Origin of the sequence: Thermomonas sp., assembly GCF_046293095.1 — a bacterium.
GTDB lineage: Bacteria > Pseudomonadota > Gammaproteobacteria > Xanthomonadales > Xanthomonadaceae > Thermomonas.
Genome location: NZ_JBKBPN010000001.1, coordinates 439,079 through 465,823, shown reverse-complemented (window position 1 = coordinate 465,823; position 26,745 = coordinate 439,079). Strand labels below are relative to the sequence as shown.

The following is a 26,745-nucleotide window of genomic DNA, read 5'->3' as shown; positions in this document are numbered from 1 at the left end:
GGGCGCGGCACCCTGCCGGAAGTCGGGGGCAACGGGTACGCTGTAGGCTGGCGAACAGAGGCGACAGCATGCGCGTGCATTTCCACGGGGCGGCCGGTGAAGTGACCGGCTCGATGCATCTCATCGAAGCGGCAGGGCGGCGCATCCTGATCGACTGCGGCATGGTGCAGGGCAGCCCGGAGGCCGAGGCACGCAACTTCGCCCCGTTTCCGTTCGATGCCGCCGGGCTTGACGCGGTGGTGCTGAGCCACGCCCATATCGACCACGTCGGCCGCCTGCCGCGGCTGGTGATGGCCGGCTATCGGGGGCCGATCTACGCACAGGCCGCCACTGCCGACCTGCTGCCGATCATGCTGCTGGATTCCGCCTCGCTGCAGGAGGGGGATGCCGAGCGTGCAAACCGCAAGCGCAAGCCCGGTCAGCCGCAGGTGATGCCGCTGTACACCCGGGCAGATGTGCACGACACGCTGGCGCAGGTTCGCAAGCTGCCGTACGGGCAGCGCCACGCGCTGCTGCCCGGCGTGGAGCTGGCCCTGCGCGATGCCGGCCACATCCTGGGCTCATGCATCGTCGAGCTGTGGGCCGACGGCCGCAAGCTGGTGTTTTCCGGTGATCTCGGGATGAAAGGAACGCCGATCCTGCGCGACCCGGAGACGGTGCGCGAAGCCGACCTGCTGCTGCTGGAATCGACCTATGGCAACCGCAACCACCGCGAGCGCAGCGACACCATCCGCGAGCTGGGCGAGATCCTTGATGCGGCGTGGCGCGACGGTGGCAACGTGCTGATCCCCGCGTTCGCGGTGGGGCGCACGCAGGAGCTGCTGTACTGGTTCGCGCGCCACTGGGACGACTGGGACATGGCGCGCTGGCGCATCTACCTGGACAGCCCGATGGCGTCGAAGGTGGTGGAGGTCTACGACCATCACCACGAACTGTTCGACGCCGAGGCGCGCGCCGTCTGGGGCGGCAAGCCCAACCCCTTCAAGCTGCCCAACCTGCGGGTTACCGAGTCGGTCGAGGACTCGATGGCGATCAACCGCATCCACGGCGGCGCCATCGTGATCGCCGGCAACGGCATGGCCAACGGCGGCCGCATCCTCCACCACATGCGGCAATGCCTGCCGCAGCGTCAGACCCGTATCGTGTTCGTCGGCTACCAGGCCGAGGGCACCATCGGCCGCCGGCTGGTGGACGGCGCGCGCTGGGTCCGAATCCACGGCCACGATGTCCGCGTGAACGCCCACCGGCACACGGTGGGCGGGCTGTCGGCGCATGCCGACCAGCAGGGCCTGCTGGAGTGGTATGCGGGCTTCGTTCCGCCGCCGCCGGTGGCGCTGGTGCACGGTGAGGACCTGGCCCGCGAGGCGCTGGCAGGCGAGATCAGCGAGCGCCATGGCGTGCAGGCCACGCTGGCGCGGCCGGGTGCGGTGCTGGACGTCTGAGCCGATGCGGGGCGGAAGGCGGGTGGCGGCTCAGCGCCGCTTGGCACCGCCGGCGCCGGACAGCAGGACCAGGCCGCCCACCAGGCCCATGTTCTTCATGAACTGCAGCAGTTGGGCCGCCAGCGCGCCACCGCGGGCGTTCCAGAACGGGTGCGACAGCGCCGCATCGACCAGCAGGGCCAGGGCGGCGAACAGCGCTACCGCGCGCAGTTGCCAGCCAGCGGCCAGCAGCACGCCCAGCAGCATCTCGGCCGTGCTCAGCAACAGGGTGGTATCGCTGGTCGGGGTGCCATGCAGGGCTTGCCACAGGCGGAAGCCCCCGGCGACGAAAAACACGGCGGCCAGCAGCCATTGGGCAAGGCGGACTTCGAGTTTCATGCGGATCGCGCGTATGGATGGAAGCCGCAAGACTGTCACGCCAGGCTGAACGGCGGAAGGGGGCAGGCGGCATGCCTGCCCGTTTCGCGTACAATCGCGTCTGTTCTGCGCACGGCTGATCGCCTTTCCTCCGAAGGAAGGTGCGTTTTTCCTGATCAAGCCGGCCGCTTCCGCGGCTTTCTTCCCCGTACGCCTTTCGTCGCGCAGACACGGCCCGGATCACCGGCGTCGTGCCATCGTCTGCCTGCGGCGCGGTTCAACAGGAACGCCCGGGCCGTCCCGCACCTGCGGGTCACAAGGAGTTCCTCCATGTCGTTCGAATCCCTGGGCCTTGCGCCCGCGTTGCTGCGTGCGCTTGCCGACAACGAATACACCGTTCCCACCCCCATCCAGGCCCAGGCGATCCCGCTGGTGCTGGCCGGCCACGACGTGCTGGGCGGTGCCCAGACGGGCACCGGCAAGACCGCCGCGTTCGCGCTGCCGGTTCTCAACCGCCTGTCCAAGGAAACCCCGCCGGCCGGCCCACGCAAGCCGCGCGCGCTGGTGCTGGTGCCCACCCGCGAGCTGGCGGTGCAGGTCGCCGACAGCTTCAAGACCTACGGCCGCCACCTGCGGTTAAACGTGACCACCCTGTTCGGTGGCGTCGGCATGCAGCCGCAGATCGAGCAGCTGCGCCGTGGCGTGGACGTGCTGGTGGCCTGCCCGGGCCGCCTGATCGACCACCTGGACCGCGGCAGCGTGAAGCTGGACGGCGTCGAGGTGCTGGTGCTGGACGAAGCCGACCGCATGCTGGACATGGGCTTCCTGCCGGCGATCAAGCGCATCGTCAACCGCGTGCCCAAGCAGCGCCAGACGCTGCTGTTCTCCGCGACCTTCGAGCCGCGCATCAAGGCGCTGGCGCTGGAGTTCCTGAAGGATCCGCGTGAAGTGCAGGTGGCCGCCCAGAACACGGTGGCGCAGACCATCGCCCATCGCGCGCACCCGGTGGACGGCGCCGCCAAGCGCGACCTGCTGGTCGAGATCCTGGCCCGCCGCCACACCGAGCAGGTGCTGGTGTTCGGCAAGACCAAGCACGGGTGCAACCGCCTGGCGGAGCAGCTGGAGAAGGCCGGCCTGCCGGCGCTGGCGATCCATGGCAACAAGAGCCAGGCCGCACGCCAGAAGGCGCTGAACGAGTTCAAGAGCGGCAAGACCCGCATCCTGGTCGCGACCGACGTGGCCGCGCGTGGCCTCGACATCCCCGACCTGCCGCTGGTCATCAACCACGACCTGCCGATGGTGGCCGAGGACTACGTGCACCGCATCGGCCGCACCGGCCGCAACGGCGCGACCGGCGAGGCGATCTCGCTGGTGTCGCCGGACGAAGCGCACCTGCTGCGCCAGATCCAGAAGCTGCTGGGCCGTGACATCACGATGGAAGTGGTGCCGGGCTTCGAGCCCAGCCGCGCCATCCGCAACGACGCCAAGCCGTTCGACAACGGCCCGCGTGCACCGCGGCCGTCGCGCAACCGCCGCCCGCACGGCAAGCCGCGCGCCCCCGAGGCGCACGCGCATGCCGGCCCCAAGCAGCCGCGCGATGGGCAGCGTGGCGGCCGGCAGGGCGGTATGCGCCGGGACGCCCGCCCGCTCTGATCGTGGCATTTCTCCGCGCCCGGCGGCGTCCCCGCTGGGCGTGGGCCGTGGCGGGTGCTACTGTCGCGCGCCCCACATCCATTCGATGACCGTAGGCGGAGGCCGGCGTGGCGAAATCTTGGCGTGACACGGGCATGCGGGCCCCCGACAAGGGCCCCTGGTGGCGCCCTGTGATGTCGACGGAAGCGCTGATCGCACTGGTGTGCGCCTGGTTCGTGCTGGTGATGAACGGCCCGCTGTGGGCCGCTGTCCGGGCCGGTGACGGCAGCCTTCGCGTGCTGCTGTCCCTGGGCGTTGCGGTATTCGCGCTGCACGCGCTGCTGTTCGGCCTGTTGTGCTGGGGACGTCTGGCCCGCCCCCTGCTGGCGCTGCTGCTGGTGGTGACCGCCTCGGCCCACTGGTACATGACCCGCTACGCGGTGGTCTTCGATGCGGAGATGATCCGCAATGTCCTCAATACCGACATGGCTGAGAGCCGGGAGCTGCTCTCGGTCCGGCTGATCCTGCACATCGTCCTGCTGGGCGTGCTGCCTGCGGTGCTGGTGCTGCTGACGCGTCCAGTGCGCCGCACGTGGCGGCGTGCCCTGCTGGTGCGGGGTGGCTTCGTGCTGGCAATGGCGCTGCTGGCCGGCGGTGCGCTGGGTGCGTCCTCGCAGGGCGTGTTCACGCTAGTGCGCCGCGATCCTGCGCTGCGCTACAAGATCACGCCGGCAAATTACATCGTCTCGCTGGTCAACGCGTTGAAGCCATCGAAGAAGGCGGGTGGGCCGGTGGTACCGGTGGGTACCGATGCGCGGCGCCCGCCGGAAGCGCTGGCCCGCAAGCCGAGGTTGCTGGTGCTGGTGGTCGGCGAAACCGTGCGCGGCGACCACTGGGGCCTGAACGGTTATGCCCGCCAGACCACGCCCGAGCTGGCCGCACGCGACGCGGTGAACTTCCCCGACACCACCGCCTGCGGCACCAGCACCGAAGTCTCGCTGCCGTGCATGTTCTCGCCGTTCGGCCGCGAGCGGTACGATCGCGATTCCATCCGCAACCACGAGTCCGTGCTGGACGTCGCCGCCCGCGCCGGCGTCCGCGTGCTCTGGCGCGACAACCAGTCGGGCTGCAAGGGCACCTGCGTGCGGGTGAGCTCGCATACCATGGGGCCGGCCGACGCGCCGGCGCTGTGCTCGGGCGGGCGCTGCTTCGACGAGATCCTGCTGGCGGGATTGCAGCGCGAGTTCGATGCAGCCCAGGGCGATGCGCTGGTGGTGCTGCACATGCTGGGCAACCACGGGCCGAACTACTTCGAACGCTACCCGCCGCGGTTCGAGCGCTGGCAGCCGGTCTGCAAGACCGCCGAGCTGAGCCGCTGCTCAAAGCAGCAGATCGTCAACGCCTATGACAACGCCATCCTCTACACCGATGCGGTGCTGGGGCAGCTGGTTGACCTGCTGGCCGCGCAGAGTGGCCGCGACACGGCGATGCTGTACGTCTCCGACCACGGCGAATCGCTGGGTGAGTACGGCCTGTACCTGCATGGTGCCCCGTATTCCATCGCCCCGCGCGCGCAGCTGCACGTCCCGATGACCCTGTGGATGTCACCGGGGTTCGTGGCCGACGAAGGCCTGGACCTGGCCTGCCTGCGCCAGGCGGCGAAGCAGCCGGCCAGCCATGACGCCCTGTTCTCGACCGTGCTGGGTGTGTTCGATGTCCGCACCTCGGTGTACCGCCGCGACCGCGATCTGCTTGCGGGCTGCCGGGGACGTTGAGCCCGTCGGCTACATCAGCAACGGTGCCGTGGATGGCAGCGTCAAGGTGGTGCTCAAGCCCTGATTCCGGCTCACCCGGCCAGGCAGTTCGAAGCCCGCGCTGCGACCTGCAGCGCGGGTTTTTCATGTCAGGAGGCGCTTGACCTTGTGCAGCGCCGCCACGAACGCATCGATTTCGTCGTGCGTGTTGTAGAACGCCAACGATGCGCGGCAGGTGGTGCCCACGCCTAACCACTGCAGCAGCGGATGCGCGCAGTGCTGGCCCGAGCGCACGGCTACGCCTTCGAGATCAAGCAGCGTGGCCAGGTCGTGCGAGTGGATGCCGTCGATCGAGAAGCTGATCACCGCCGCCTTGTCGGGCGCGGTGCCGTGGATGCGCAGGCCATCGATCTGTGCCAGCACTTCGGTGGCGTGTGCCAGCAGTTCGGACTCGCGTTGGTGGATGGCGTCCATGCCGATCGCGGACAGGTAGTCCACGGCGGCTCCAAGCCCTACAAAGCCGGCGATGTTGGGCGTGCCCGCCTCGAACTTGTGCGGCGGATCGTTGAACACGGTGCCGTCGAAGCGCACTTCCTTGATCATCTCGCCGCCACCGAGGAACGGTGGCATCGCTTGCAGGTGCTCGCGCTTCGCCCACAACAGCCCGGTGCCGGTCGGCCCGCACAGCTTGTGGCCGGTGGCCGCGTAGAAGTCGCAGCCGATTGCGGCGATGTCCACCGGCATGTGGGGAACGGCCTGCGAGCCATCGACCACGCTGACGATGCCGCGGCGCGCTGCTTCCCGGCAGATGGCCGCCACCGGATTGACGGTGCCCAGCACGTTGCTGACGTGGGCCACCGCCAGCAGCTTCACTTCCGGGGTCATCGCGGCCCACAGCGCATCGAGATCCAGGCTGCCGTCCGGCCGCAGTTCGGCCACGCGGAGCGTCGCGCCGGTGCGCTGCGCCACCAGCTGCCAGGGCACGATGTTGGCGTGGTGCTCCATCCGCGTGACCAGGATGACATCGCCCGGCTGCAGCCGCGGCAGTGCCCACGCGTAGGCCACCAGGTTGAGCGCGAAGGTGGTGCCGCTGCACAGCACCAGCTCGTCGGCACGCACGTGGAGGAAGTCGGCCAGTGTGCGTCGCGCGCCCTCGTAGGCCTCGGTGGCTTCGCTGCCCAGTTGGTGCACCGCCCGGCTGACGTTGGCGTTGTGCTGCCGATAGAACGTGTCCACGGCTGCGATCACCGCCGCCGGTTTCTGCGCGGTGTTGGCCGAATCCAGATAGATCAGCGGCTTGCCGTGCACGCTGCGCTGCAGCAGCGGGAAATCGCCGCGGATGCGGGCCCAGTCGATGGTGCTGGCGGCTTCCACGGTCATGCGCCCAGCCGCGCCAGCGCGCGATCCAGCGCGGCATCGCACAGCGCCCGGGTGGCGGCGTCGGCGATCCCGCCCACCACCTCGCGGCAGAACGCGCCGGTGAGCAGCGCGCGGGCCTGCGGCTCCGGCAGGCCGCGCGAACGCAGGTAGAACAGCGCGGTCGGGTCGAGCTGGCCGACGGTGGCGCCGTGCGCGGCCTTCACCTCGTCGGCATGGATCACCAGCACCGGCTGGGTGTCGATCTCGGCGTCGGCGGACAGCAGCAGGTTCTTGTTGGACAGGTCGGCCTCGGTGCCGTCCGCGCCCGCATGGATGGTGATGCCACCGTGGAAGACCGCCCGCCCGCGCTGGCCGGCCAGGCCGCGCCAGGTCAGGCCGCAGCGGGTGTCGCGGGCGATGTGGTCGATGCCCAGGCGGGTGTCCACGTGGCGGCGCCCGTCGGCCAGCAGCACGCCGTCGGCCTGCAGCGCCGCGCCGTCGCCTTCCAGCCTGGCATTCAGTTCGTGCCGCGCCAGGGCGGCGCCCAGTTCCAGATCGGTGCGCGCATAGGTCGCCTCCCGCGCCAGCACCGCGTCGGTGCGGGCGAACAGGGTGGCGCGCGGCGCGGCGTCCTGCAGGCGCACATGCGCCAACCGCGCCGTCTTTGCCACATGGGCGTGCAGGAGGACATTACCGAGGTGGGCGTGTTCGCCGGCGGCGCGTTCGTGTTCCACCAGCGACAGCCGCGCGCCTTCGCGCAGTTCGATGAAATGGCGCAGGTGCCAGGCGGCGTCGCCGTCCTGCGGTGCGCCCACGGACACGAGGTGCAGCGGGGCCTGGACGTCGACGCCAGCGTCCACGCGGACGACAGCGCCCTCGCGCGCCAGTGCGGCATTCAGACGGGCGAAGGGCTCGTCGGGGCGGGCATAGCGGCGGGCGAGGAAATTGACCGCCCGCGCATCGTTACCGCCCAGCAGCCGGGACAGCGGCTGCACGTCGGCCCCGACAGGCAGCCCGGACAGATCGCTCAGGGTGGCATCGAGCCGGCCATTGACGAACACCAGACGCGGCGCCGGGATGTCCGCCAGCAGCGCGGGATCGACTGCCACCGCCTGCGCTGCGCCGAAGTGGCGGCGCTCCAGCGCGCGCAGCGAGGTGTACTTCCACGCTTCTGCGCGCGCTGGCAGGCCGTCGCGCAGCACCTCGTCCAGCAGCGCGCGCCGGGTGGCGTCGCCGTCGAAGCCGGCGGCCAACGATTCGAGCAGGGCGCTCATCACGCCGCCTCCGGCCCGGTGCGCTGGCGGATCCAGTCGTAGCCGTGGGCTTCCAGCTCCAGCGCCAGTTCGGGGCCGCCGGTTTCGGCGATGCGGCCGTCGGCCAGCACATGCACCACGTCCGGCTTGATGTAGTCCAGCAGGCGCTGGTAGTGGGTGATGACGATGAACGCGCGGTCGGGCGAGCGCTGTGCGTTGACGCCGTCGGCCACCGCCTTCAGCGCGTCGATGTCCAGGCCGGAATCGGTTTCGTCCAGGATGGCCAGCTTTGGTTCCAGCAGGGCCATCTGGAAGATCTCGTTGCGCTTCTTCTCGCCGCCGCTGAAGCCTTCGTTGACGCCGCGGTGCAGCAGCTCGTCCTTCAGGTGCAGCACGGCGAGTTTTTCGCGGACCTTCTTCAGGAACTGCATCGAGTCCAGCTCCGGCTCGCCACGGGTCTTGCGCTGCGCGTTGTAGGCGGCGCGCAGGAAATAGGTGTTGTTGACGCCGGGGATTTCCACCGGGTACTGGAAGGCCAGGAACACGCCGGCGGCGGCGCGTTCTTCCGGCTCCAGTTCAAGCAGGTTCCGGCCTTCGAAGGTCACGCTTCCGGCGGTGACCTCATAGCCCTCGCGCCCGGCCAGGATGTTGCCCAGCGTGGATTTGCCAGCGCCGTTCGGGCCCATGATGGCGTGCACTTCGCCCGCCTTCACTTCGAGCGACAGGCCTTTGAGGATATCCTTGCCGGCGACGCGGGCGTGGAGGTTGTCGATCTTCAGCATGGTGGTTTCCAATCCGGTTCGTTCCGTGCGGCCATCGCGGCGCACGCTTGCAGGGCTCAGCCGACCGCGCCTTCCAGCGACACGTCCAGCAGTTTCTTGGCTTCCACGGCGAACTCCATCGGCAACTCGCGGAACACCGACTTGCAGAAGCCGTCCACGATCATCGACACCGCGTCCTCCTCGCCGATGCCACGGCTGCGGCAGTAGAACAGCTGGTCGTCGCTGATCTTGGAGGTGGTGGCTTCGTGCTCGACGGTGGCGGTGGGGTTCTTCACCTCGATGTAGGGGAAGGTGTGCGCGCCGCAGGTCTTGCCGATCAGCAGGGAATCGCACTGGGTGTGGTTGCGCGCGCCCTCGGCGGAGGCCGCCACCTTCACCAGCCCGCGGTAGCTGTTCTGCCCGCGGCCCGCGCTGATGCCCTTGCTGACGATCTTCGACTTGGTGCGCTTGCCGAGGTGGATCATCTTGGTGCCGGTGTCGGCCTGCTGGTAGTGGTGGGTCAGTGCGACCGAGTGGAACTCACCCACCGAATCGTCGCCCACCAGCACGCAGCTGGGGTACTTCCAGGTGATCGCGCTGCCGGTCTCCACCTGCGTCCAGGTCACTTTGCTGCGCGCGCCGCGGCATTCCGCACGCTTGGTGACGAAGTTGTAGATGCCACCGACGCCGTTCTCGTCGCCGGGGTACCAGTTCTGCACGGTGCTGTACTTGATCTCGGCATCGTCCAGCGCCACCAGCTCCACCACTGCCGCATGCAGCTGGTTCTCGTCGCGCATCGGCGCCGTGCAGCCTTCGAGGTAGCTGACGTAGGCGCCGTCCTCGCACACGATGAGCGTGCGCTCGAACTGGCCGGTGTGGCCGGCGTTGATGCGGAAGTAGGTGGACAGCTCCATCGGGCAGCGCACGCCCTTGGGGATGTAGACGAAACTGCCATCGGAGAACACCGCCGAGTTGAGGGCGGCAAAGTAGTTGTCGCTCACCGGCACCACGCTGCCCAGATACTGGCGAACCAGCTCGGGATGCTCGCGGATGGCCTCGCTCATCGAGCAGAAAATGATGCCGCGCTTGGCCAGTTCCTTGCGGAAGGTGGTGCCCACGCTGACCGAGTCGAACACCGCATCCACCGCCACGCCGGCCAGCTTGGCGCGCTCGTGCAGCGGCACGCCGAGCTTGTCGTAGGTGTCCAGCAGCTCTTTCGGAACTTCGTCCAGCGACTGGTATTTCGGGCCCTTCGGCGCGCTGTAGTAGCTCAGCGCCTGCAGATCGATCGGGCCGATCTTCAGCTTGGCCCAGTCGGGCTGGGTCATGGTCAGGAAGTGGCGGTAGGCGGCCAGGCGCCACTCGGTCATCCACTCCGGCTCGTGCTTCTTGGCCGAGAGCGCGCGGATGATGTCTTCGGACAGGCCGGGCGGTAGCGAGTCGGTCTCGATGTCGGTGATGAAGCCGGCGTCGTACTTGCGCCCCAGCTGCGCATGGATCTGGGCGTTCTGCGGTTCGGTCATGGTGAAGTCCTCAGGCCTGCGCCAGGCGCACGGCGATGCGCCCGCGCGACGGGCGCGCGGGCGGTTGCAGCATCTGCGCCAGGGTCACGCTGCCCAGCGCGTCGGCCACCACGTCGTTGATGCGGCGCCAGTTGGCGCGCACGCCGCAGCTGTGCTCGATGCCGCACTGGCCGTCGTGCACGCTGCATTCGGTCATCGCCAGCGGGCCTTCCATCGCCTCGACGATCTCAACCAGGGTGATCTCCGCCGCCGGCCGCGCCAGCCGGTAGCCGCCGTTGGCGCCGCGGAAGCCGGCCACCAGCCCGGCGGCCGCCAGCGGCTTCAGCACCTTGGCGACGGTCGGCGCTTCCAGCCCGGCGTGGTCGGCCAGCTCCGGTGCGCTGAGCACGGCGTCCGGGCGCGCGGCGAGCACGGTCAGGACAACGGTGGCGTAGTCGGTGAGCTTGGTGACGCGGAGCATGGCACTGGAAGGCTTGAATGCGTACCGGAATTGTACGGTTTCGCGCCGTCCCGGCCAAGTGCGGCGCTCAGGCGGCGCCGGCGCTTCGCCAGACGTCCACCAGCAGGCAGAGGCCGGCGACGGCGGTCAGCTGCAGGCGCAGCGGCAGATACCAGGCCGGCAGTGGCATCCGCCCCGCAAGGTGGCGGTCTGCGCCGAGGTGCAGGATGAAGCCTGTCACCAGCAGCAGGGCGCCGGCCGGCGCGGTCAGCTGCAGGGCCACCCAGCCCAGCAGGGCCGGCACCACGCTCCAGGCATAGGCCTGCGCACGGCGGGCCTGCGGCAGGCCGGGCGCCTGCATGGCCAAGGCCCAGTGCAGGGCGCCCACGAAGGCCAGGATCACCGCGCCATAGTCCAGCAGCGCCGCCGACCAGTGCGCCTGCCGCGCGGGGTCGAGCCGGGCCAGCACGGCCAAGCCAACAAACGGGACCAGACCGCCGTAGCCCAGCAGGGCCACCAGGCGGGGCGGTTTGCGTGAAGGAGCGAGCATAGCGGCGCATGTCCGGGAATCCTGTGGGGCGATACGGACGAAGCGTCGGATCGGTTGCGACGGGTCGCATCCGGGGGCACGGGTGTTTCGTAACAACGGCATGGATTCCAACGCGACGTCCAAACCGACCCTGTACTTCGACGGTGCCTGCCCGGTCTGCACGCGTGAGATCGCGATGTACCGCCGCCAGCCCGGTGCCGAGGGCATCGAGTGGGTGGATGTGACCGGCTGCGATACGGCTCGATTGGGTCCCGGCCTGACCCGCGAGGCCGCGCTGACGCGCCTGCACCTGCGCCTGCCCGATGGCCGTCTGCTGGATGGGGCCGAGGCGTTCGCCGGGTTGTGGCGGCAGCTGCCCCGCTGGGCATGGCTTGGCCGTCTGGTCGGCACGGGTTGGCGCTTGCGCGTGCTGGAGGCGGTATACCGCCTGTTCCTGCGTCTGCGCCCACTCTGGCGCGGCAGCAGGCCAGCACCGCCTGCCACATGACTGCGGCTGGCCTGTTCCCGCCCACGCGCGACGCGGCGTTGGCACGCATCGCCGCGGTGCGTCCTGACGACTACGCACGCACCCGCAATGCTCTGGATGGCGCGGTCACCCGGCTGTCGCCGTATCTCACCCACGGTTTCGTCAGCCTGCCGGAAGTCCTGGCCGGCGTGCTGCAGCGCCATCCACTGCGCGTGCAGCACAAGTTCGTGTTCGAGCTCGGCTGGCGCGCCTACTTCCGGCATGTCTGGGCATACCGCGGTGAGGGCATCCTGCAATCGCTCCATCCTGGGCCGCTGCCGGAGGATGCCTACGCCCGCGTGCTGCCCGCGGACCTGCGAGCCGGTGCGACCGGCGTGCCCGCCATTGATCAGGCGGTGCGCACCCTCTATGCCACCGGCTACCTGCACAACCACGCGCGGATGTGGCTGGCCAGCTACGTGGTCCATCTGCGCAAGGTGCATTGGCGGACGGGGGCGGACTGGATGCTGGGCCACCTGCTGGACGGCGATCTGGCCAGCAACCACCTCAGCTGGCAGTGGGTGGCGGGCACCGCCAGCCGCAAGCCCTATCTGTTCAATGCCGGCAACGTCGCCCGCTATGCGCCGCCGGCCTGGCACAGTCCGGGCACGCCGATCGACCTGTCCTACGAGGAGCTTGACGTCATCGCCCGCAGCCCGGTCGCCGTGAACGGATCGGCTGCATCGGGCGTGGATGAACCGCCGGTTGGCATGGCGCCACCGCAGGCGGTGCCGCCCGACCCGGAGTGGGTCACCGGGCGCGACATCTGGCTGGTGCATCCCTGGGCCTTGGGTGATCCGCCGTGCGATCTGCCGCCGAACGTGGTGTGTATTGGCTGGTGGCCTGCTGAATATCTGGCCCGTTGGCCCTGGAGCGGGCGGCGGTTGGCGTTCGTGTCGGCACGGATGCAGGCGATCACCGTCGTGCAGTGGCAGTGCGACAGGGACATGTTGGCATGCGCGCTGGCTGGCGCGCGTTCGGTGGCGACACAGGCCGATCCCCATGTCGCCGGCGCATTACCGCCGCAGGTGCTGCTGCGGCCGGCGCCAGCGTTGTTCCCGGAAGTGGCGCATCCCTGCGCCTCATTCTCCACCTGGTGGCACCGCGCCACCCATGGCCTGGCATTGGCGCAAGAACTGCCCGGGGTGCAGGCCTGGCAGTCGGCCACCAGGGATCAGCGCAGCCGCTGATCGATCCAGCTGGCGACGGCGTCGGTATAGGCCGACGGCAGGCCCAGCTGATCGTTGATTTCGCCGTGCGAAAGCGCCTGCGGCAGCACCTGCATCGCCACGCCCAGCGTGCGCCCGTGTTCGGCGAGCTTGCGCGCTTCATCGCAGGGCGGGGTCGGGATGCGGCGTGTGCTGGAGCACACCAGCAGCATCGGCAGGCCGTCACGTTGCAACTGCTGCTGCGGCGAGACCGACGCCCAGAACGCGGGATCACTGCCGAAGGCATCGCGGTACAGCGACGGCACCCGCTTCTGCGCCATCACCGCCGGCACGTCCAGCGCGCCGCTGTCCAGCGAGACCACGCCCAGCGGACGCTGCGCGCCGGCCTGGCGCAGCAGGGCGGGGTTGCTGCCCAGCAGGTCCACCAGGTGGGCGCCCGCCGAGTGGCCCATCAGCAGCGTCTTGGCCGGATCCGCCTGCCATTGCCGGGCGTGTTGCTGGATCGAAGCCACCGCCGCCGCCACGTCCCGCGCCTGCTCCAGCGGGTCGGCATCCGGCACCAGACGGTTGTTCACCGAAACGAACACGCCGCCGCGTGCCAGCCACCAGGCCGCCTTGTTGTTGACCACCCGGGCAAGGGCCTTGTCGCCGGTGCGCCAACCGCCGCCGTGCACCATCACCAGGATCGGCGCGCCGGGCGTCACCCGGGCCGGGAGATAGACGTCATAGCGCTGCCTGCGGTCGGGGCCGTAGGCGATATCGCGCTCCACCCGTGCGCCGGGCGGCGGGGTTGCGCGCTCGGCGCGGCCGGCCTCGTCGTTCTGCCCGGCGCGCTGCTCCATGCGTTGGATGAGGCGCTCGCGCAGGCGCTGCTGCGCGGGCGCCGGGGCGCTGGTGGCGGCGACCAGGCACAGGGCGATGAGGGCAGCGGGAAAGGCGAGGCGCTGGGACATGGCGGAACTCCTGTGGGATGGACAGCCCGGCAACGCATCGCCAGCCGGATCGGTTGACGCATTCCGGGATTTCCCGTCACGCGTGGCGTTCACCGATGCCAGCCGTCCAGTCAACCAGAGTGTCCGTCTCCAGGTGACAGATGTCAGCCCCGATGGCTGACGACCTGCGCTGCCGCGACGCGTGGCGCTGCGGAGAATGCAAGCCGTCCAATCGGGACGCAGGAGAGCGGCATGTACACCCAGACCCACACCCGTACCGCGTTCGCCGACCAACTGCAGGCCAAGGTGGGCGAGCTGGTGGAACGCGCAGCATCGGCCAAACCGGGCCCGGAGCGTTCGCGCCTGCTGCGCTGGCTGCTGGTGGCTGCCGCCGTGTTCGTGCTGTGGCGGGTGGGCCGCAGCGCCAGGAAGCTGTTCTGGGCGCTGTTCGGCATCGGCATGGCGCTGTACTGGAGCGGTGGCGCGTGGTGGCTGTTCCATTGATTGCGCCCGATGGCGAGACTGCATGGAGCGCACCGCTGCGAACGGTGACGTCGGCCGTCCGGCTGGGCACAATGGCCGTTCCCCACGCCGCCCTGCGCCGATGCCCAAGAAGATCGTCACCCGCAAATCCGCCATCCACGGCAACGGCGTGTTCGCCGCGCAGCCGATCGCGAAGGGCGAGCGCCTGATCGAATACAAGGGCCGCCGCCGCACCCACGAGGAGGTGGATGCGGGCGACAGCGGCGACATCGAAAGCGGCCACACCTTCCTGTTCACGCTCAATGACGACTGGGTGATCGACGCCAACTTCGAGGGCAACGACGCCCGCTGGATCAACCACAGCTGCGAGCCCAACTGCGAGGCGGTGCTGGTCGAGGACGAGGCCGACCCGAAGAAGTCGCGGGTGTTCATCGAGGCAGTCCGCGCCATCAAGCCGGGCGAAGAGCTGACCTACGACTACGGCATCACCCTGGCCGAGCGCCACACGCCGCGATTGAAGAAGATCTGGGCCTGCCGCTGCGGCGCCAGGACCTGCACCGGCACGATGCTCAAGCCCAAGCGCTGACAGTCCTCAATCGTCCTCCGGGGTGGGCCGGTAGGCCTCGGTCAACTTGCGCTGCACCTGCGCGGGCACCGGCTCGTAGTGGCTGAAGTCCAGCGTGTAGCGGCCACGACCGGCCGTGGCGGACTTCAGTTCTGCGGCATAGCCCTCCAGCTCCGACAGCGGCACCTGCGCGCGCACCACGATCTCGCCGCCGCGCAGGCTGTCGGTGCCGCTGATCCGCGCACGCTTGGCGGCCAGGCCGCCGCTGATGTCGCCCATGCAGTGTTCGGGCGCACTGACTTCCAGCTCCACGATCGGTTCCAGCACCTGCGGCTGGGCCTTGGCGATGGCGTCCAGGAAGGCGCGTTTGCCGGCGGTGACGAAGGCCACTTCCTTGCTGTCCACCGGGTGGTGCTTGCCGTCGTGCACGATCACCCGCACGTCCTGGATGGGGTAGCCGGCGATCGCGCCGCTGGCCAGCACCTGGCGCACGCCTTTCTCCACCGCCGGGATGAACTGGCCGGGGATGGTGCCGCCTTTGACCTCATCGACGAACTCGAAGCCGACGCCGCGCGGCAGTGGTTCGATGCGCAGGAAGACCTCGCCGAACTGCCCGGCGCCGCCGGTCTGCTTCTTGTGCTGGTGGTGGCCCTCGGCCGCGGCGCCGACGGTCTCGCGGTAGGCGATGCGCGGCGGGTGGGTGGTGACGTCGACGCCGAAGCGCTCCTTCAATCGGCGCAGCATCACCCGCAGGTGCAAGTCGGACAGCCCGCGCACCACGGTTTCGTTGGTTTCGCCGTTGTATTCGACGGCGAAGGCCGGATCCTCCTCGGCCAGCTTGTGCAGGGCGGTGGCCAGCTTCTGTTCCTGGCCCTTGCTGGCCGGCTCCACCGCCAGTCCGAACATGGGGCGCGGGAACGGCAACGGCGCAAGGTGGATGTGGTCCTCGTCGTGGGAATCGTGCAGGACCGCATCGAAGTGCAGCTCCTCGATCTTCGCCACGGCGGCGATGTCGCCCGGGATCGCCTGCGCCACTTCCACGTGGTCCTTGCCGTGCAGCCGGAACAGGTGCGCCACCTTGAACGGCTTGCGGCCGTCGTCGACGAACAGCTGCGCGTCCTTGCGGACCGTGCCCTGGTAGACGCGGAAGATGCCGAGCTTGCCGACGAAGGGGTCGTTGACGATCTTGAAGACGTCGGCGATCACGTGCGCGGCGGGGTCGGGCGCGGCTTCGATCGGCGCGGCCTCCGCGCCCGTGCCCTTCACGAACGGCGGCGGGTTGGCCTCGCCCGGGTGCGGGAGTAGCGCCTCGGCGATGTCCAGCAGCGCCGCGACGCCGGTGCCGGCGCGCGCGGAGACGAAGCACACGGGCACCAGGTGCCCTTCGCGCAGGCATTGCTCGAACGCGTCGTGCAGTTCCTGCCCGGACAGCCCGCCCTCGCCAAGGTCGAGGTAGTGGTCCATCACCGTCTCGTTGATCTCCACCACCTGGTCGAGGATCTTCTGATGCCAGTCGGCCACCGGGCCGAGGTCGCTGTCGCCGTCGCGACGGCCGAAGCAGTCCACCACCCGGGTGCCGCCATCGGCGGGCAGGTTGAGCGGCAGCACTTCCGGACCGAACTCCGCGCGCAGGGCCTCCACCAGCGCGCCGAGGTCGGCCCCGGCATGGTCGATCTTGTTGACCACCAGCAGCCTGCACAGCCCGCGTTCCCTGGCGTACGCCATCATGCGGCGGGTGCCGTGGGCGATGCCGGTGTCGGCGTCGACCACCACCGCCACGATCTCGACCGCGGCCAGCGCCGCCAGCGCCGGGCCACGGAAGTCGGGGTAGCCGGGCGTGTCGAGCAGGTTGAGATGCAGGCCGGGGCGGTCGAGGCTGGCGATGGCGGCGTCGAGGGAGTGGCCGCGTTCCTTTTCGATCGGATCGAAGTCGGACACGGTGCTGCCGCGTTCGACGGTGCCTGCCGTCTGGAGTGCGCCGCCGGCATGCAGCAGGGCTTCGAACAGGGTGGTCTTGCCGGCGCCGGGGTGGCCTGCCAGGGCCACGTTGCGGATATGGGGGGTGCTGTAGGACATGAGCCCGTTCCTCCTTCGCGTGCGAATGGACGTGGCGTCATGGCTGTCCGCGCTTCGCGCCGGAGCGTTGGGCGCTCGGCGGGCGGTCATGGCGGATAACCACCTTAGCGCAGCGGCGCGCCACCGGCTGCCGCAGCGCAGCATGTGCGCATGTGGAACGGGCGCGGCTGGCGGCGCGCTGAATGCCTGCGGGGCGGGGCGGTGGCATTCAGCCGTGCGTCAAGGACACGGCCGCAGTGTTCGGTCCACGCCGGTCCCTTCCTGCCCCGGCGCCGGGGATTACCGCATGAAGCCGTTCATCGCCAGCCTGTTCGCTCTCGGCCTTGCCGCCGGCAGTACCACCGCCCATGCCCAATCGCGCTACGACCGCCCCTACGACGACGGCTACGGCGAGTACCGCGACAGTGCGCAGGGCGAGGCCTATGTCGACGAGGCGCGGGTCATCCGGGTCGATCCCGTGCTGGAGGACGGTGACCGCCCCACGTCCGGCAGCGGCGTGCGCTGCTACGACACCACCACGGCGGGCCGGTACGAGCCCGACGGCTACGAGGTCCGTTCCCGTCGATACGACGACGGTTACGATGCGCGGCGCCCGGGCGCCGAGGGCCCCGGGCGCTCGGTGGCCACCATTGCGGGCGGCGTGATCGGTGCGGTGCTGGGCAGCCAGGTGGGCGGGGGCAGTGGACAGGTCGTGGCAACGACCGTCGGCACCCTGGTCGGCGGTCTCGCCGGCCGGGAGATCTACGACCAGCAGCAGCGCAACCGCTACGTGCGGGGCGGGACGGTGCGGGTGTGCGATCCGGAGCCGGTGCGCAGCGGTGACCGCCGCGCAGGGGGCTACGACGTGACCTACGAATACAACGGCCGGCGCTACACCCGGCGCATGGACTACCACCCCGGCGACCGGGTCCGCGTGCGGGTGACGGTGGTGCCTGACTGACCGCGCAGGTCGCCAAGCGCACGAAGGGGCCCGAGGGCCCCTTCGTTCTTGCGGGGTGTCGCCGGCTCAGTCCGCGAGGGCGGCCGCACTGTCCTGGCGCACCGGCGGACGCACGGCGTGGCGGGGGATGCCGTCCATGTCCAGCAGCTGCTCGATGCGGCTGAACACCTCTGCGCGCGAGAACGGCTTCTTCATGAAGTCGTCGGCGCCGATGCGCTGCACGTAGAACTGTTCGGTGGCCTGGGCGTTGCCGCTGATCATGATCACCGGCACGTCCTTGGTGGCCGGATCGCGGCGCAGCTTGCGCAGTGCACTGAAGCCGTCGATGCCGGGCAGCACGATGTCCAGGAACACCAGGTCCGGGCGCTCGCGCTGGGCGATCTCCAGTGCGCTCTCCCCGTCGTAGGCCACGAGGACCTCGAAGTGGTTCTGCTGCAGCATCCGTTTCAGCAGGGCGACGATGGTCGGCGAGTCGTCCACCACTAGGATGCGGGTGCCGGGACGCGCACCGCGACGCTCGCGTTCTCGACGCTCCTGGGTACCGGCCGGCTCGCCGGCCTGATGGTCGTTGGCGGTCGTCGGGCCGGCTCGTTCGGTGGTGCCTGGTGCCGCGCCCGGCGTGCTGGCCGGGCGCCATCGCTTGATCAGATCGAAGAATGCCACGCCGCAGGTTCCCCAGGTCTTGACCCCGGGGGCATCTTACCCGAAGCGATGTCGCCGGCTGTCAGCGGCGGGCGTGGGCATCCTCGGCGAGGGCGCGCATGGCGAACAGGCGTGCCGCGCGGCCCCAGGCCAAGGCGCCCGCCATCGCGCAACCCAGCAGCCCCGCGAGCAGGAAGCCGGTCATGCCGCTGGCATCCACGCGCTGGCGCAGGGCCAGCAACCCCGCCGCCAGCACCAGGGCCAGCACGGTGGGCAACACGTAGGCCGACAGCACCGCGATCGGGCGGCGGCACAGCAGTTTGGTGCCGCGCCACCACGCTTTGAACGCCGAGCGCAGGCGGGCGTCGGCGGCCAGCCAGCCGCGACCGGCTTCGATGCCGGCATGGGCAAGCAGCAACAGCAGGCCACCCACGGCCAGCGCGATGTTGCGGCCATGCTCCACGTCGGACGCGAGGATGGCGTGCTCGTTGGCCTTCTCGTTGAAGCCGATGGCGCCCATCAGGATCGCCGCGGCGATGCCCAGCGGGATCACCGACCACAGCAGCAGGCGCAGCATCGGGCCGTACTCGGCGATGCCGCCACGCAGCAGGTCGCCGAAGCCCGGCGCGGTGCGGCTGCGCGCCGCGGCCACGGTGGCGCCGGCCAACAACGGCGAGAGCAGCAGCATCAGCAGGGTGCCGGCCCACAGGCTTTCGGCCAGCACGCCCATCGGCGTAGTGCGTGCGGTCAGTGCCTCCAGCAGCAGGCCCGGCGCGCGGCCTTCGGCGATCGCCGGGGCCTGCACAGCATGGTCCAGCAGGCTTCCCAGCCAGCCCCAGGCGGGCAGGGCCGCGATCAGCGCGGACAGCAGGGTGGCGCCGATCCACAGGAGCAGCAGGCGCCACTGCAGGGCGCCGGCCAGGGCATGCGGGACCGAGGAGCGGGCGCGGAGCGGACGATTGGTCATGTTCATCGGGGTGCGCCTCAGATGGTGGCCAGCAGGGCGAAGAAGGACTGCAGCAGCGCGGCGAAATCGCCGAACCAGCGGCGCGCCGCGGCGGGCTGCGCCTCCAGCGTGCGGCTGTCGTTGAGCTTGTTGGCGTCCATCCACAGCAGGTGGTCGGGGTCCAGCTCGGCGGAGACGGCCTTGGCGCGGGTGGTCACCACGATGCGCTGCCAGCTCTCCTGCGAGGTCACCGGGAAGTCGCGGTGGCTGCCGTCGGCGAAGCGGATGCGCAGCACCTGCGGCGGCTTGGCGGTGTCGCGACGGACGACCACGACGGTGCGGTACGGGAACGCGCCCTGGCCGTCCTTGGCATCGGGGTGCTTGTCCTTCCATGCCTTGCGGTGCTTCTCGATGGCCTGCTCGATCGCCTTGCTGCCCACCAGCACCTGCTTGCCCTTGTACTCGTAGTAGCCGGGCAGCGGCAGCACCTCGCGGCTGGACAGGCTTTCCACGCGGTCATCGGTGCGGCCGGTGCCGTAGATGTAGGCGTCGAACGCCGCGTTCACGATGGCGGGCTTGCCGGTGCCTTCCGCCAGCGTGTCGCGCAGGTCGGCCAGCGACGGGTGGCGGAACTTCCAGCGCTCGTAGTAGAGCTTCATCGCCCGCTCCATCGCCGGCGTGCCGACCAGCGCCTCGATCTGGCGCATGGTGGTGGCGGTGCGCGAATAGACGGTGTTGTAGCTGCCGCTGGACAGGCGCACCCACGAGTTGCGGCCCAGCGGGTCGGCCGGGTCGGCCAGGCTGGCGCCGAGGCGCTCCATCTGGAACGGGACGATGCGGGTGCCGATGTTGAACCAGCGCATCCACGGCATTTCCAGCGCCAGGTCCTGCTTGCGGCCGGACATCATCCGCTGGTCCCAGTACTCGTTCATGCCTTCGTCGAGCATCGGCTCCTCGAACTCGTTCGAGCCGAGGATGCCGTAGAAGTAACCGTGGCCGAACTCGTGCACGGTCACGAAGTCCAGCATCCAGCGGCCGATGCTGCCGGGCGCCACCATGGTGGTGCTGTCGGCGGTGAAGAAGGTCGGGTACTCCATGCCGCCGGCCTCGGTGGCGCCGTAGGGCGGCACCACCGCGGTCGCGGTCTTGTACGGGTAGGGGCCGAGCGTCTTCGAGAAGTAGTCCAGCGAGTCGATGGTGGCCTGCAGGACCGGCTCGGCGTTGCTTTCGTATTCCGGCGTGTAGAGCACCTTGACCTCGACCGGGCCCAGCGGGCCGTTCCAGGTCTTCACCAGCGGCTTGGCGTAGCGCTTGTCGGCGGTCCAGGCGAAGTCATGCACGTCGTGCTGGACGTAGCGATGGGTGGTCTTGCCGCCCTGTTCCACCGGCTTGCCGGCCAGCTGGCCGGTGGCGCCGACGGTGTAGTCCTTCGGCACGGTGATGCGCACGTCGTAACTTCCGTAGTCGGCGTAGAACTCGCTGTGCAGGTGGAACTCGTGGGCGTTCCAGCGCGGCGCGGTGGCGCCACGCTCGCCCGGCAGTTCCAGCACGCCGATCTTGGGGAACCACTGGCCGACCAGGTGGAAACTGCCGTAGTAGCCGGTGCGGGCCACCACTCGTGGCAGCTGGTCGAAGAAATCGATGTCCAGCGTGGTGCTGGCGCCCGGTGCCACCGGCTGCGGCAGGTCGATGCGGACCACGCTGCGGTCGGTCTTCGGGCCGCCATCCGGCTGCACGAAGGTCCACTTCGCGGGCTGGCCGCCCTGCACCACCTTGTCCAGGCGGATGTAGCCGTATTCGCCGTCCTTGGTGGCCACATTGCTGCGGAAGCCCTGCTCGCTGGCCCGCTGCTCGGTCATGAAGGTGCTGCCGGGGCCCTCGAAGGCATTGAGGTACAGATGCACGTAGATGCTGCAGACCGGCTGTGCGCTGCGGTTGCGCCAGGTCAGCTGCTGCTTGCCGCGCAGGGTGTGTTTGGCGGGATCCAGCTCGGCGTCGATCGAATAGGCCACAACGCGATCGGACAGGGTGGCGGCACCGGGCTGGCGCGGGCCGCCCCAGGCGTTGGCGGCACTCGCCTCGCGGACGGCGCCGGCGTCCGGTGCGGCCAGCGGGATGCTGGCGCAACCAGTGCCGGGGGCGGGTGCGGAGGCCGCCCCCGGCACCTTGGCCAGGAGGGGAACCGAGGACAGCGCAAGCAGGGAGGACAGGGCAAGGGCGACCCGGTGGCTGGGCATGGGTTCTCCGGCGGTGTGCGGGCAAAAGTGTTTCCACCATGTGCGAAGCGATGGGACGTGGCAACATGCCGGTAGTCACGGTCGAGGGGAGTCGGGCGGATGGCGACATACGAAGGCAGCTGCCACTGCGGCGCGATCGCGTTCACCCTGGAGGGCACGATCGACACCGCCATCGATTGCAACTGTTCGCTGTGCCGCCGCCGCGGCGGGCTGCTGGCCTTCTTCCCGCGCGCCGCGCTGGTGCTGCGCACGCCGGAGGCCGACCTGGCCACCTACACCTTCCATACCCATGCCATCCGACACCACTTCTGCCGCACCTGCGGCGTTGCGCCCTTCAGCGAGGGCGCCGATCCCGGGACCGGTGCGCCGATGGTGGCGGTGAACCTGCGCTGCCTGCCTGGTCTCGACCTGGCCGGCCTGGCGGTGGTGTCCTATGACGGCGCCAGCCGATGACCGTCCGGGGCCATCGCCCGGCGCGTCCGGGGACGGGATGGCGGCGATGAGTGCGGCGGATGCGGCACCGGCCGCCAGCGTGGAGGCGGCGCTGGCCCACGCGTGGCAGTTGCTGGAAAGCCGGCCGGACCTGGCCGAGGCGCAGGCCCACGAGATCCTCGCGGTGGTGCCGGGCCACCCCGGCGCCGAACTGGTGCTGGGCATGGCCGCCGCGGCACAGGGGGACGGGGCAGCGGCCGAGCATCGGCTGGACCGGCTGGCGCGGGCGCAGCCGCGCTCGGCGATGACCTGGCTGGCGTTGGCGCGCGTGCGCGCGGCCGCCGGTCGGCGAGTGGACGCCCTGGCCTGCGCGGAGCGCGCGGTGGCCCTGCAGCCGGCGCTTCCGGGAGCCTGGCTGGCGCTGGCCGACCTGCGGTTCGCCGCCGGGGACGAGGATGGCGCGAATGCCGCCTACCTCGAGCACGTGCGCCACAGCGCGCGGGATCCGGCGCTGCTGGCGGCGGCGGATGCCCTGGCGCGCGGGGATTTGCCCGAGGCGGAAACGCGATTGCGCGCGCGGTTGGCGCGCGAACCGGGCGACGTGGCGGCCGTGCGGATGCTGGCCGAACTGGCGGTCCGGCTGGGCCGCAACGACGAGGCCGCGCTGCTGCTCGAGCACGCGCTGGAGCGTGCGCCCGGGTTCGACGCCGCGCGCCAGCACTATGCGGTGGTGCTCAATCGCGCGAACCGGCATGCAGAAGCGCTGGCCGAGATCGACAGGCTGCTGGAGCGCGACCCGGGCAATGCCCCGCTGCGCAACATGCGCGCGGTGGTGCTGGGCAAGCTGGGCGACTTCGATGGCGCCATCGCCGGCTACGAGAGCGTGCTGGCCCGCGCGCCGGACCAGTGGCAGGTGTGGCTGGGCTACGGCCACGCGCTCAAGACCGCCAACCGCACCGCCGAGGCGGTGGCCGCTTACCGCCGCGCCATCGCGCTGCGGCCCGGCTTCGGCGGTGCGTGGTGGAGCTTGGCCAACCTCAAGACGGTGCGCTTCGATGCCGCCGACCTCGAGGCGATGCGTGGCCAGCTGCGCCGCACGGATCTGGACGACGATGCCCGCCTGCACTTCGAGTTCGCGCTGGGCAAGGGGCTGGAGGACGCCGGCGAGGACGCCGAGGCGTTCGCCCACTACGCGCGCGGCAATGCCCTGCGGCGTGCGCAGCTGCCGTACGACGCCGGGCTGGGGCGCGAACGGACCCGCCGCGCCATCCGCACCTACACGCCCGCCTTCTTCGCGGCGCGCGCGGGGGCCGGTTGCCCGGCGCCGGACCCGATCTTCGTGGTGGGCATGCCGCGGGCCGGCTCCACCCTGCTGGAACAGATCCTCTCCAGCCATCCGCAGGTGGAAGGCACGATGGAGCTGCCGTCGCTGATCGCGATCACCCGCGAGTTGCGCCAGCGCGACGGCAACCCGGAAACCACGTCCTACCACGACGTGCTGGCCGGGCTGGAGCCAGCGGAACTGGCCGCGCTGGGCGAGGACTACCTGCGCCGGGCGCAGGTGCACCGACGCGAAGGCCGGCCACTGTTCATCGACAAGATGCCGAACAACTTCGCCCACGTCGGCCTGATCCACGCGATCCTGCCGAACGCGAAGATCATCGACGCCCGTCGCCATCCGCTGGCCTGCTGCTTCTCCAACTTCAAGCAGCACTTCGCCCGCGGCCAGGCCTTCAGCTACGACCTTGCCGACCTGGGCCAGTACTACGCCGACTACGTCGCGCTGATGGCGCATTTCGACGCCGTGCTGCCGGGGCGCATCCACCGGGTGATCTACGAGGACATGGTGGCCGACACCGAGGCGCAGGTGCGCGCGTTGCTGGACTACTGCGGGTTGGAGTTCGATCCGCGCTGCCTGCGCTTCTTCGAGAACGACCGCGCGGTGCGCACCGCCAGCTCCGAGCAGGTCCGCCGGCCGATCTACCGCGATGGACTGGACCAGTGGCGCCGCTTCGCCCCTTGGCTGGGGCCACTGGAAGACGCGCTGGGCCCGGTGCTGACCCATTACCCGGCGGTCCCGCCGCCGGCCCAGTTGCCGGCGTGGGGGGAGCAGGCGTAAATAGGTGGAGCAGGCACGATTGGTCACCAGGGTACCCATAACCGCAACATCAAACTGCTGTCACGATCCGGAGGGGAGTCCGCGATGCACGCAAGCAAGCATGGCCAACGCCAGGTTGGCCGTTACCGGCAATTCCGCAAGATCCCGCTGGCCGCCGCCGTCGCGCTGGCCTTCGCCGCCCCGGCGTGGGCGCAGCAGGCCGCGCCTGCCGCCCAGAAAGACAAGGAGGCGCGCACCCTCGACACCGTCACGGTGACCGCGCAGAAGCGCGAGGAAAACCTGCAAAAGGTGCCGATCAGCCTGCAGGTGCTGGGCAATGCGCAGCTGGAACAGCAGAACGTTCAATCGTTCAGCGACTATGCCAAGCTGATCCCCAGCCTGAGCTACGGCACCGCCGGTGGCGGCGTGTTCTCCGGGCCGGGCTTCGTGCAGGTGTACATGCGCGGCGTGGCCAGCGGCGGCGACGGCAACCATTCCGGGTCCCAGCCCAGCGTGGGCATGTATCTGGACGAGCAGCCGATCACCACCATCCAGGGCGCGCTCGACATCCACATGTACGACATCGACCGGGTGGAGGCGCTGGCTGGCCCGCAGGGCACGCTGTACGGCGCCAGCTCGCAGTCGGGCACGGTGCGCATCATCACCCGCAAGCCGGATCCGACCGGCTTCTCGGCTGGTGCCGCGGTGGAGGTCAACGCCATCGACGGCGGCGGCATCGGCCACGTGCTGGAAGGTTTCGTCAACCTGCCCATCAAGGAGAACACCGCGGCGGTGCGCCTGGTGGGTTGGCAGAAGCACGATGCCGGCTACGTGGACAACCTGCGCGGCACCCGCACCTACCCCACCTCGGGGATCGTCGACGACAACGCCGACCTGGCCGAGAAGAACTACAACACCGCCGACACCGCCGGCATGCGCGCCGCGCTGCGCTTTGACATCAACGACCGCTGGACCATCACCCCGCAGGTCATCGCGCAGAAGCAGAAAGCCTATGGCAGCGCCGGCATCGACCCGCTGGTGGGCAGCGCCGCCGCCGGCTACGACGCGTCCAGCGGCGAGATGGCAGTCAAGCACTTCTACCCGGAGTTCTCGGACGACCGCTGGTACCAGGCCGCGATGACGGTGGAAGGCAAGGTCGGCAACTTCGACCTGACCTATGTGTTCTCGCACCTCAAGCGCGACGTCGATTCCGCGTCGGACTACAGCGACTACGGTTACTGGTACGACGCGCTGGCCGGCTACGGCGCGTACTTCTACGACAACAACGGCGACCTCATCAATCCGGCCCAGCACATCAATGCGAAGGACGGCTACAGGCGGACCAGCCACGAGCTGCGCATCGCTTCGCCGCAGGACAACCGGGTGCGCCTGGTGGCAGGGCTGTTCTGGCAGGAGCAGACCCACGACATCGAGCAGCGCTACCGCATCGATGGGCTGGCGGACGCGCTGTCGGTCAGCGGCTGGCCGGAGACCATCTGGCTGACCGAGCAGGACCGCCGCGACCGCGACCAGGCCGTGTTCGGCCAGATCAGCGTCGACGCCACCGACAAGCTGGAGCTGACCGCGGGCGGGCGATGGTTCCGGTCCGAGAACGGCCTGAAGGGCTTTTTCGGGTTCGCCAACGGGTATTCCTCGGGCAGCAGTCTGGACCCGGCGGACCGCTACGGTGAAGCCGGTTGTCTTGCGCAATATGGCGCGCCCTCCAACTGGCAGCCGTATGAGGGCGCTCCCTGCAAGGTGGTGGACAAGCAGGTCAAGGAGCACGACGCCATCTACCGCCTCAACGCCACCTGGAAGATCGACGACAAGAAGCTGGTCTACGCCACCTGGTCGCAGGGCTACCGGCCCGGCGGCATCAACCGGCGTGGCACCTTGCCGCCCTACAAGTCCGACTTCCTGACCAACTACGAAGCCGGCTGGAAGACCTCCTGGGCCAATGGCACCCTGGTCTTCAATGGCGCGGTGTTCCGCGAGAACTGGAAGGACTTCCAGTTCTCCTACCTCGGCCAGAACGGCCTGACCGAGATCCGCAACGCCAACCAGGCCCGCATCGACGGCATGGAGCTCGACCTGAGCTGGGCGGCCACCTACAGCCTGCAGTTCACCGGCAGCTTTGCCTGGTATGACGCCAAGTTGACCGCGAACTACTGTGGCTGGCTGCGCCCGGACGGCAAGCCCGAGACGGTCTGCCCGCCCGGCACGCTGGATCCCAACGGTAATGTGGTGAATGGGCCGCAGGCGGCGGCCGGGACCGCGCTGCCGGTCACGCCGCGCTTCAAGGGCGCGCTGAATGCCCGCTACACCTTCGATCTGGGGTCTGGCGAGGCGTATTGGCAGGCCTCGCTGTCGCATGCCGGCAAGCGGCGGGTGGACTTGCGGGCCGCGGAGACGGCGCTGCTGGGCTATCTGGACGCCTATACGCTGGTCGACCTGTCGGCAGGCTGGCGCAAGGACAGCTGGTCGGTGGACGTATTCCTCAAGAATGCGTTCGACCAGCGTGCCCAGATGACCCGCTTCGCCCAGTGCGCGGCGCTCACCTGTGGCTACGAGCCCTATACGGTGATCGCGCAGCCGCGTACGCTGGGGGTTCGGGTCAGCCGCGAGTTCTAAAACATTCCCGCGATTTCTG

23 protein-coding genes are annotated in these 26,745 nt (G+C 69.7%); 11 read left to right on the top strand and 12 right to left on the bottom strand.

Features of this window, described 5'->3' with window-relative positions; all coding sequences use genetic code 11:
• The first annotated feature begins 68 nt into the window (after positions 1–68).
• Positions 69–1,442 carry an MBL fold metallo-hydrolase RNA specificity domain-containing protein gene (locus ACK4SG_RS02285; RefSeq protein WP_409599284.1) on the top strand — a complete coding sequence of 458 codons (1,374 nt, stop codon included), beginning with the start codon at positions 69–71 and terminating at the stop codon, positions 1,440–1,442.
• A gap of 30 nt (positions 1,443–1,472) precedes the next feature.
• Here the strand turns inward: ACK4SG_RS02285 and ACK4SG_RS02280 are convergent, their stop codons facing one another.
• Positions 1,473–1,820 (bottom strand): hypothetical protein, encoded by a 348-nt coding sequence (locus tag ACK4SG_RS02280; protein WP_409599282.1) that lies wholly within the window; start codon positions 1,818–1,820, stop codon positions 1,473–1,475.
• A gap of 309 nt (positions 1,821–2,129) precedes the next feature.
• Between ACK4SG_RS02280 and ACK4SG_RS02275 the strand changes: the two genes are divergently transcribed.
• Together ACK4SG_RS02275 and ACK4SG_RS02270 are read left to right on the top strand one after the other, a co-directional pair.
• A complete protein-coding gene (locus tag ACK4SG_RS02275; protein ID WP_409599280.1) occupies positions 2,130–3,452 on the top strand; it encodes a DEAD/DEAH box helicase in 1,323 nt (440 codons plus the stop codon).
• A gap of 173 nt (positions 3,453–3,625) precedes the next feature.
• Positions 3,626–5,206 (top strand): phosphoethanolamine transferase, encoded by a 1,581-nt coding sequence (locus tag ACK4SG_RS02270; protein WP_409599278.1) that lies wholly within the window; start codon positions 3,626–3,628, stop codon positions 5,204–5,206.
• 123 nt (positions 5,207–5,329) lie between these two features.
• On the opposite strand, the gene ACK4SG_RS02265 is transcribed toward ACK4SG_RS02270, so the two are convergent.
• The 6 genes from ACK4SG_RS02265 to ACK4SG_RS02240 form a co-directional block, all read right to left on the bottom strand.
• Positions 5,330–6,565, bottom strand: coding sequence for a cysteine desulfurase (locus ACK4SG_RS02265; RefSeq protein WP_409599276.1), 1,236 nt, complete (start codon positions 6,563–6,565; stop codon positions 5,330–5,332).
• Complete coding sequence (gene sufD, locus ACK4SG_RS02260) at positions 6,562–7,818, bottom strand: Fe-S cluster assembly protein SufD (RefSeq protein ID WP_409599274.1); 1,257 nt, start codon at positions 7,816–7,818, stop codon at positions 6,562–6,564. Before sufD ends, ACK4SG_RS02265 begins: the two co-directional genes overlap by 4 nt.
• On the bottom strand, positions 7,818–8,579 hold the full coding sequence (sufC, locus tag ACK4SG_RS02255) for a Fe-S cluster assembly ATPase SufC (protein ID WP_409599272.1): 762 nt from the start codon (positions 8,577–8,579) through the stop codon (positions 7,818–7,820). Before sufC ends, sufD begins: the two co-directional genes overlap by 1 nt.
• A 56-nt stretch (positions 8,580–8,635) precedes the next feature.
• Positions 8,636–10,081: a Fe-S cluster assembly protein SufB gene (gene sufB / locus ACK4SG_RS02250; protein ID WP_409599270.1), complete on the bottom strand. Its 1,446-nt coding sequence runs from the start codon at positions 10,079–10,081 to the stop codon at positions 8,636–8,638.
• 10 nt (positions 10,082–10,091) lie between these two features.
• Complete coding sequence (locus tag ACK4SG_RS02245; RefSeq protein ID WP_409599268.1) at positions 10,092–10,541, bottom strand: SUF system Fe-S cluster assembly regulator; 450 nt, start codon at positions 10,539–10,541, stop codon at positions 10,092–10,094.
• A 67-nt stretch (positions 10,542–10,608) separates the two neighbouring features.
• Positions 10,609–11,070 carry a DUF3429 domain-containing protein gene (locus tag ACK4SG_RS02240; RefSeq protein WP_409599266.1) on the bottom strand — a complete coding sequence of 154 codons (462 nt, stop codon included), beginning with the start codon at positions 11,068–11,070 and terminating at the stop codon, positions 10,609–10,611.
• 100 nt (positions 11,071–11,170) lie between these two features.
• On the opposite strand from ACK4SG_RS02240, the gene ACK4SG_RS02235 reads away from it, so the two are divergent.
• Together ACK4SG_RS02235 and ACK4SG_RS02230 are read left to right on the top strand one after the other, a co-directional pair.
• Complete coding sequence (locus tag ACK4SG_RS02235) at positions 11,171–11,557, top strand: thiol-disulfide oxidoreductase DCC family protein (protein WP_409599264.1); 387 nt, start codon at positions 11,171–11,173, stop codon at positions 11,555–11,557.
• Positions 11,554–12,765 (top strand): FAD-binding domain-containing protein, encoded by a 1,212-nt coding sequence (locus ACK4SG_RS02230; protein ID WP_409599262.1) that lies wholly within the window; start codon positions 11,554–11,556, stop codon positions 12,763–12,765. The genes ACK4SG_RS02235 and ACK4SG_RS02230 overlap by 4 nt, the downstream gene beginning before the upstream one ends.
• Here the strand turns inward: ACK4SG_RS02230 and ACK4SG_RS02225 are convergent.
• Complete coding sequence (locus ACK4SG_RS02225) at positions 12,750–13,697, bottom strand: alpha/beta hydrolase (RefSeq protein WP_409599260.1); 948 nt, start codon at positions 13,695–13,697, stop codon at positions 12,750–12,752. The genes ACK4SG_RS02230 and ACK4SG_RS02225 overlap by 16 nt on opposite strands.
• Before the next feature lie 231 nt (positions 13,698–13,928).
• On the opposite strand from ACK4SG_RS02225, the gene ACK4SG_RS02220 reads away from it, so the two are divergent.
• Both ACK4SG_RS02220 and ACK4SG_RS02215 read left to right on the top strand, forming a co-directional pair.
• Positions 13,929–14,180: a hypothetical protein gene (locus tag ACK4SG_RS02220; protein WP_409599258.1), complete on the top strand. Its 252-nt coding sequence runs from the start codon at positions 13,929–13,931 to the stop codon at positions 14,178–14,180.
• 100 nt (positions 14,181–14,280) lie between these two features.
• A complete protein-coding gene (locus ACK4SG_RS02215) occupies positions 14,281–14,745 on the top strand; it encodes an SET domain-containing protein (RefSeq protein ID WP_409599256.1) in 465 nt (154 codons plus the stop codon).
• Between the two features lie 6 nt (positions 14,746–14,751).
• Here the strand turns inward: ACK4SG_RS02215 and fusA are convergent, their stop codons facing one another.
• The gene (gene fusA / locus ACK4SG_RS02210; RefSeq protein ID WP_409599254.1) at positions 14,752–16,800 is read right to left on the bottom strand and encodes an elongation factor G; all 2,049 of its coding nucleotides are present in this window, start codon (positions 16,798–16,800) and stop codon (positions 14,752–14,754) included.
• Between the two features lie 286 nt (positions 16,801–17,086).
• Between fusA and ACK4SG_RS02205 the strand changes: the two genes are divergently transcribed.
• Positions 17,087–17,740: a glycine zipper 2TM domain-containing protein gene (locus ACK4SG_RS02205; RefSeq protein ID WP_409599252.1), complete on the top strand. Its 654-nt coding sequence runs from the start codon at positions 17,087–17,089 to the stop codon at positions 17,738–17,740.
• A 66-nt stretch (positions 17,741–17,806) separates the two neighbouring features.
• Here ACK4SG_RS02205 and ACK4SG_RS02200 read toward each other — a convergent pair whose 3' ends face one another.
• From ACK4SG_RS02200 to ACK4SG_RS02190, 3 genes are all read right to left on the bottom strand, one after another.
• Positions 17,807–18,403 carry a PleD family two-component system response regulator gene (locus ACK4SG_RS02200; protein ID WP_374557381.1) on the bottom strand — a complete coding sequence of 199 codons (597 nt, stop codon included), beginning with the start codon at positions 18,401–18,403 and terminating at the stop codon, positions 17,807–17,809.
• A gap of 61 nt (positions 18,404–18,464) precedes the next feature.
• Complete coding sequence (locus ACK4SG_RS02195; RefSeq protein ID WP_409599250.1) at positions 18,465–19,349, bottom strand: hypothetical protein; 885 nt, start codon at positions 19,347–19,349, stop codon at positions 18,465–18,467.
• 17 nt (positions 19,350–19,366) lie between these two features.
• Positions 19,367–21,565, bottom strand: a complete 2,199-nt coding sequence (locus ACK4SG_RS02190) for a M1 family metallopeptidase (RefSeq protein WP_409599248.1) — start codon at positions 21,563–21,565, stop codon at positions 19,367–19,369.
• A 99-nt stretch (positions 21,566–21,664) separates the two neighbouring features.
• On the opposite strand from ACK4SG_RS02190, the gene ACK4SG_RS02185 reads away from it, so the two are divergent.
• The 3 genes from ACK4SG_RS02185 (at position 21,665) to ACK4SG_RS02175 (ending at position 26,726) form a co-directional block, all read left to right on the top strand.
• Positions 21,665–22,018 (top strand): GFA family protein, encoded by a 354-nt coding sequence (locus ACK4SG_RS02185; protein WP_409599246.1) that lies wholly within the window; start codon positions 21,665–21,667, stop codon positions 22,016–22,018.
• Between the two features lie 46 nt (positions 22,019–22,064).
• On the top strand, positions 22,065–24,116 hold the full coding sequence (locus ACK4SG_RS02180; RefSeq protein ID WP_409599244.1) for a sulfotransferase: 2,052 nt from the start codon (positions 22,065–22,067) through the stop codon (positions 24,114–24,116).
• Between the two features lie 84 nt (positions 24,117–24,200).
• Positions 24,201–26,726: a TonB-dependent receptor gene (locus ACK4SG_RS02175; protein ID WP_409599242.1), complete on the top strand. Its 2,526-nt coding sequence runs from the start codon at positions 24,201–24,203 to the stop codon at positions 26,724–26,726.
• Positions 26,727–26,745 lie beyond the last annotated feature (19 nt).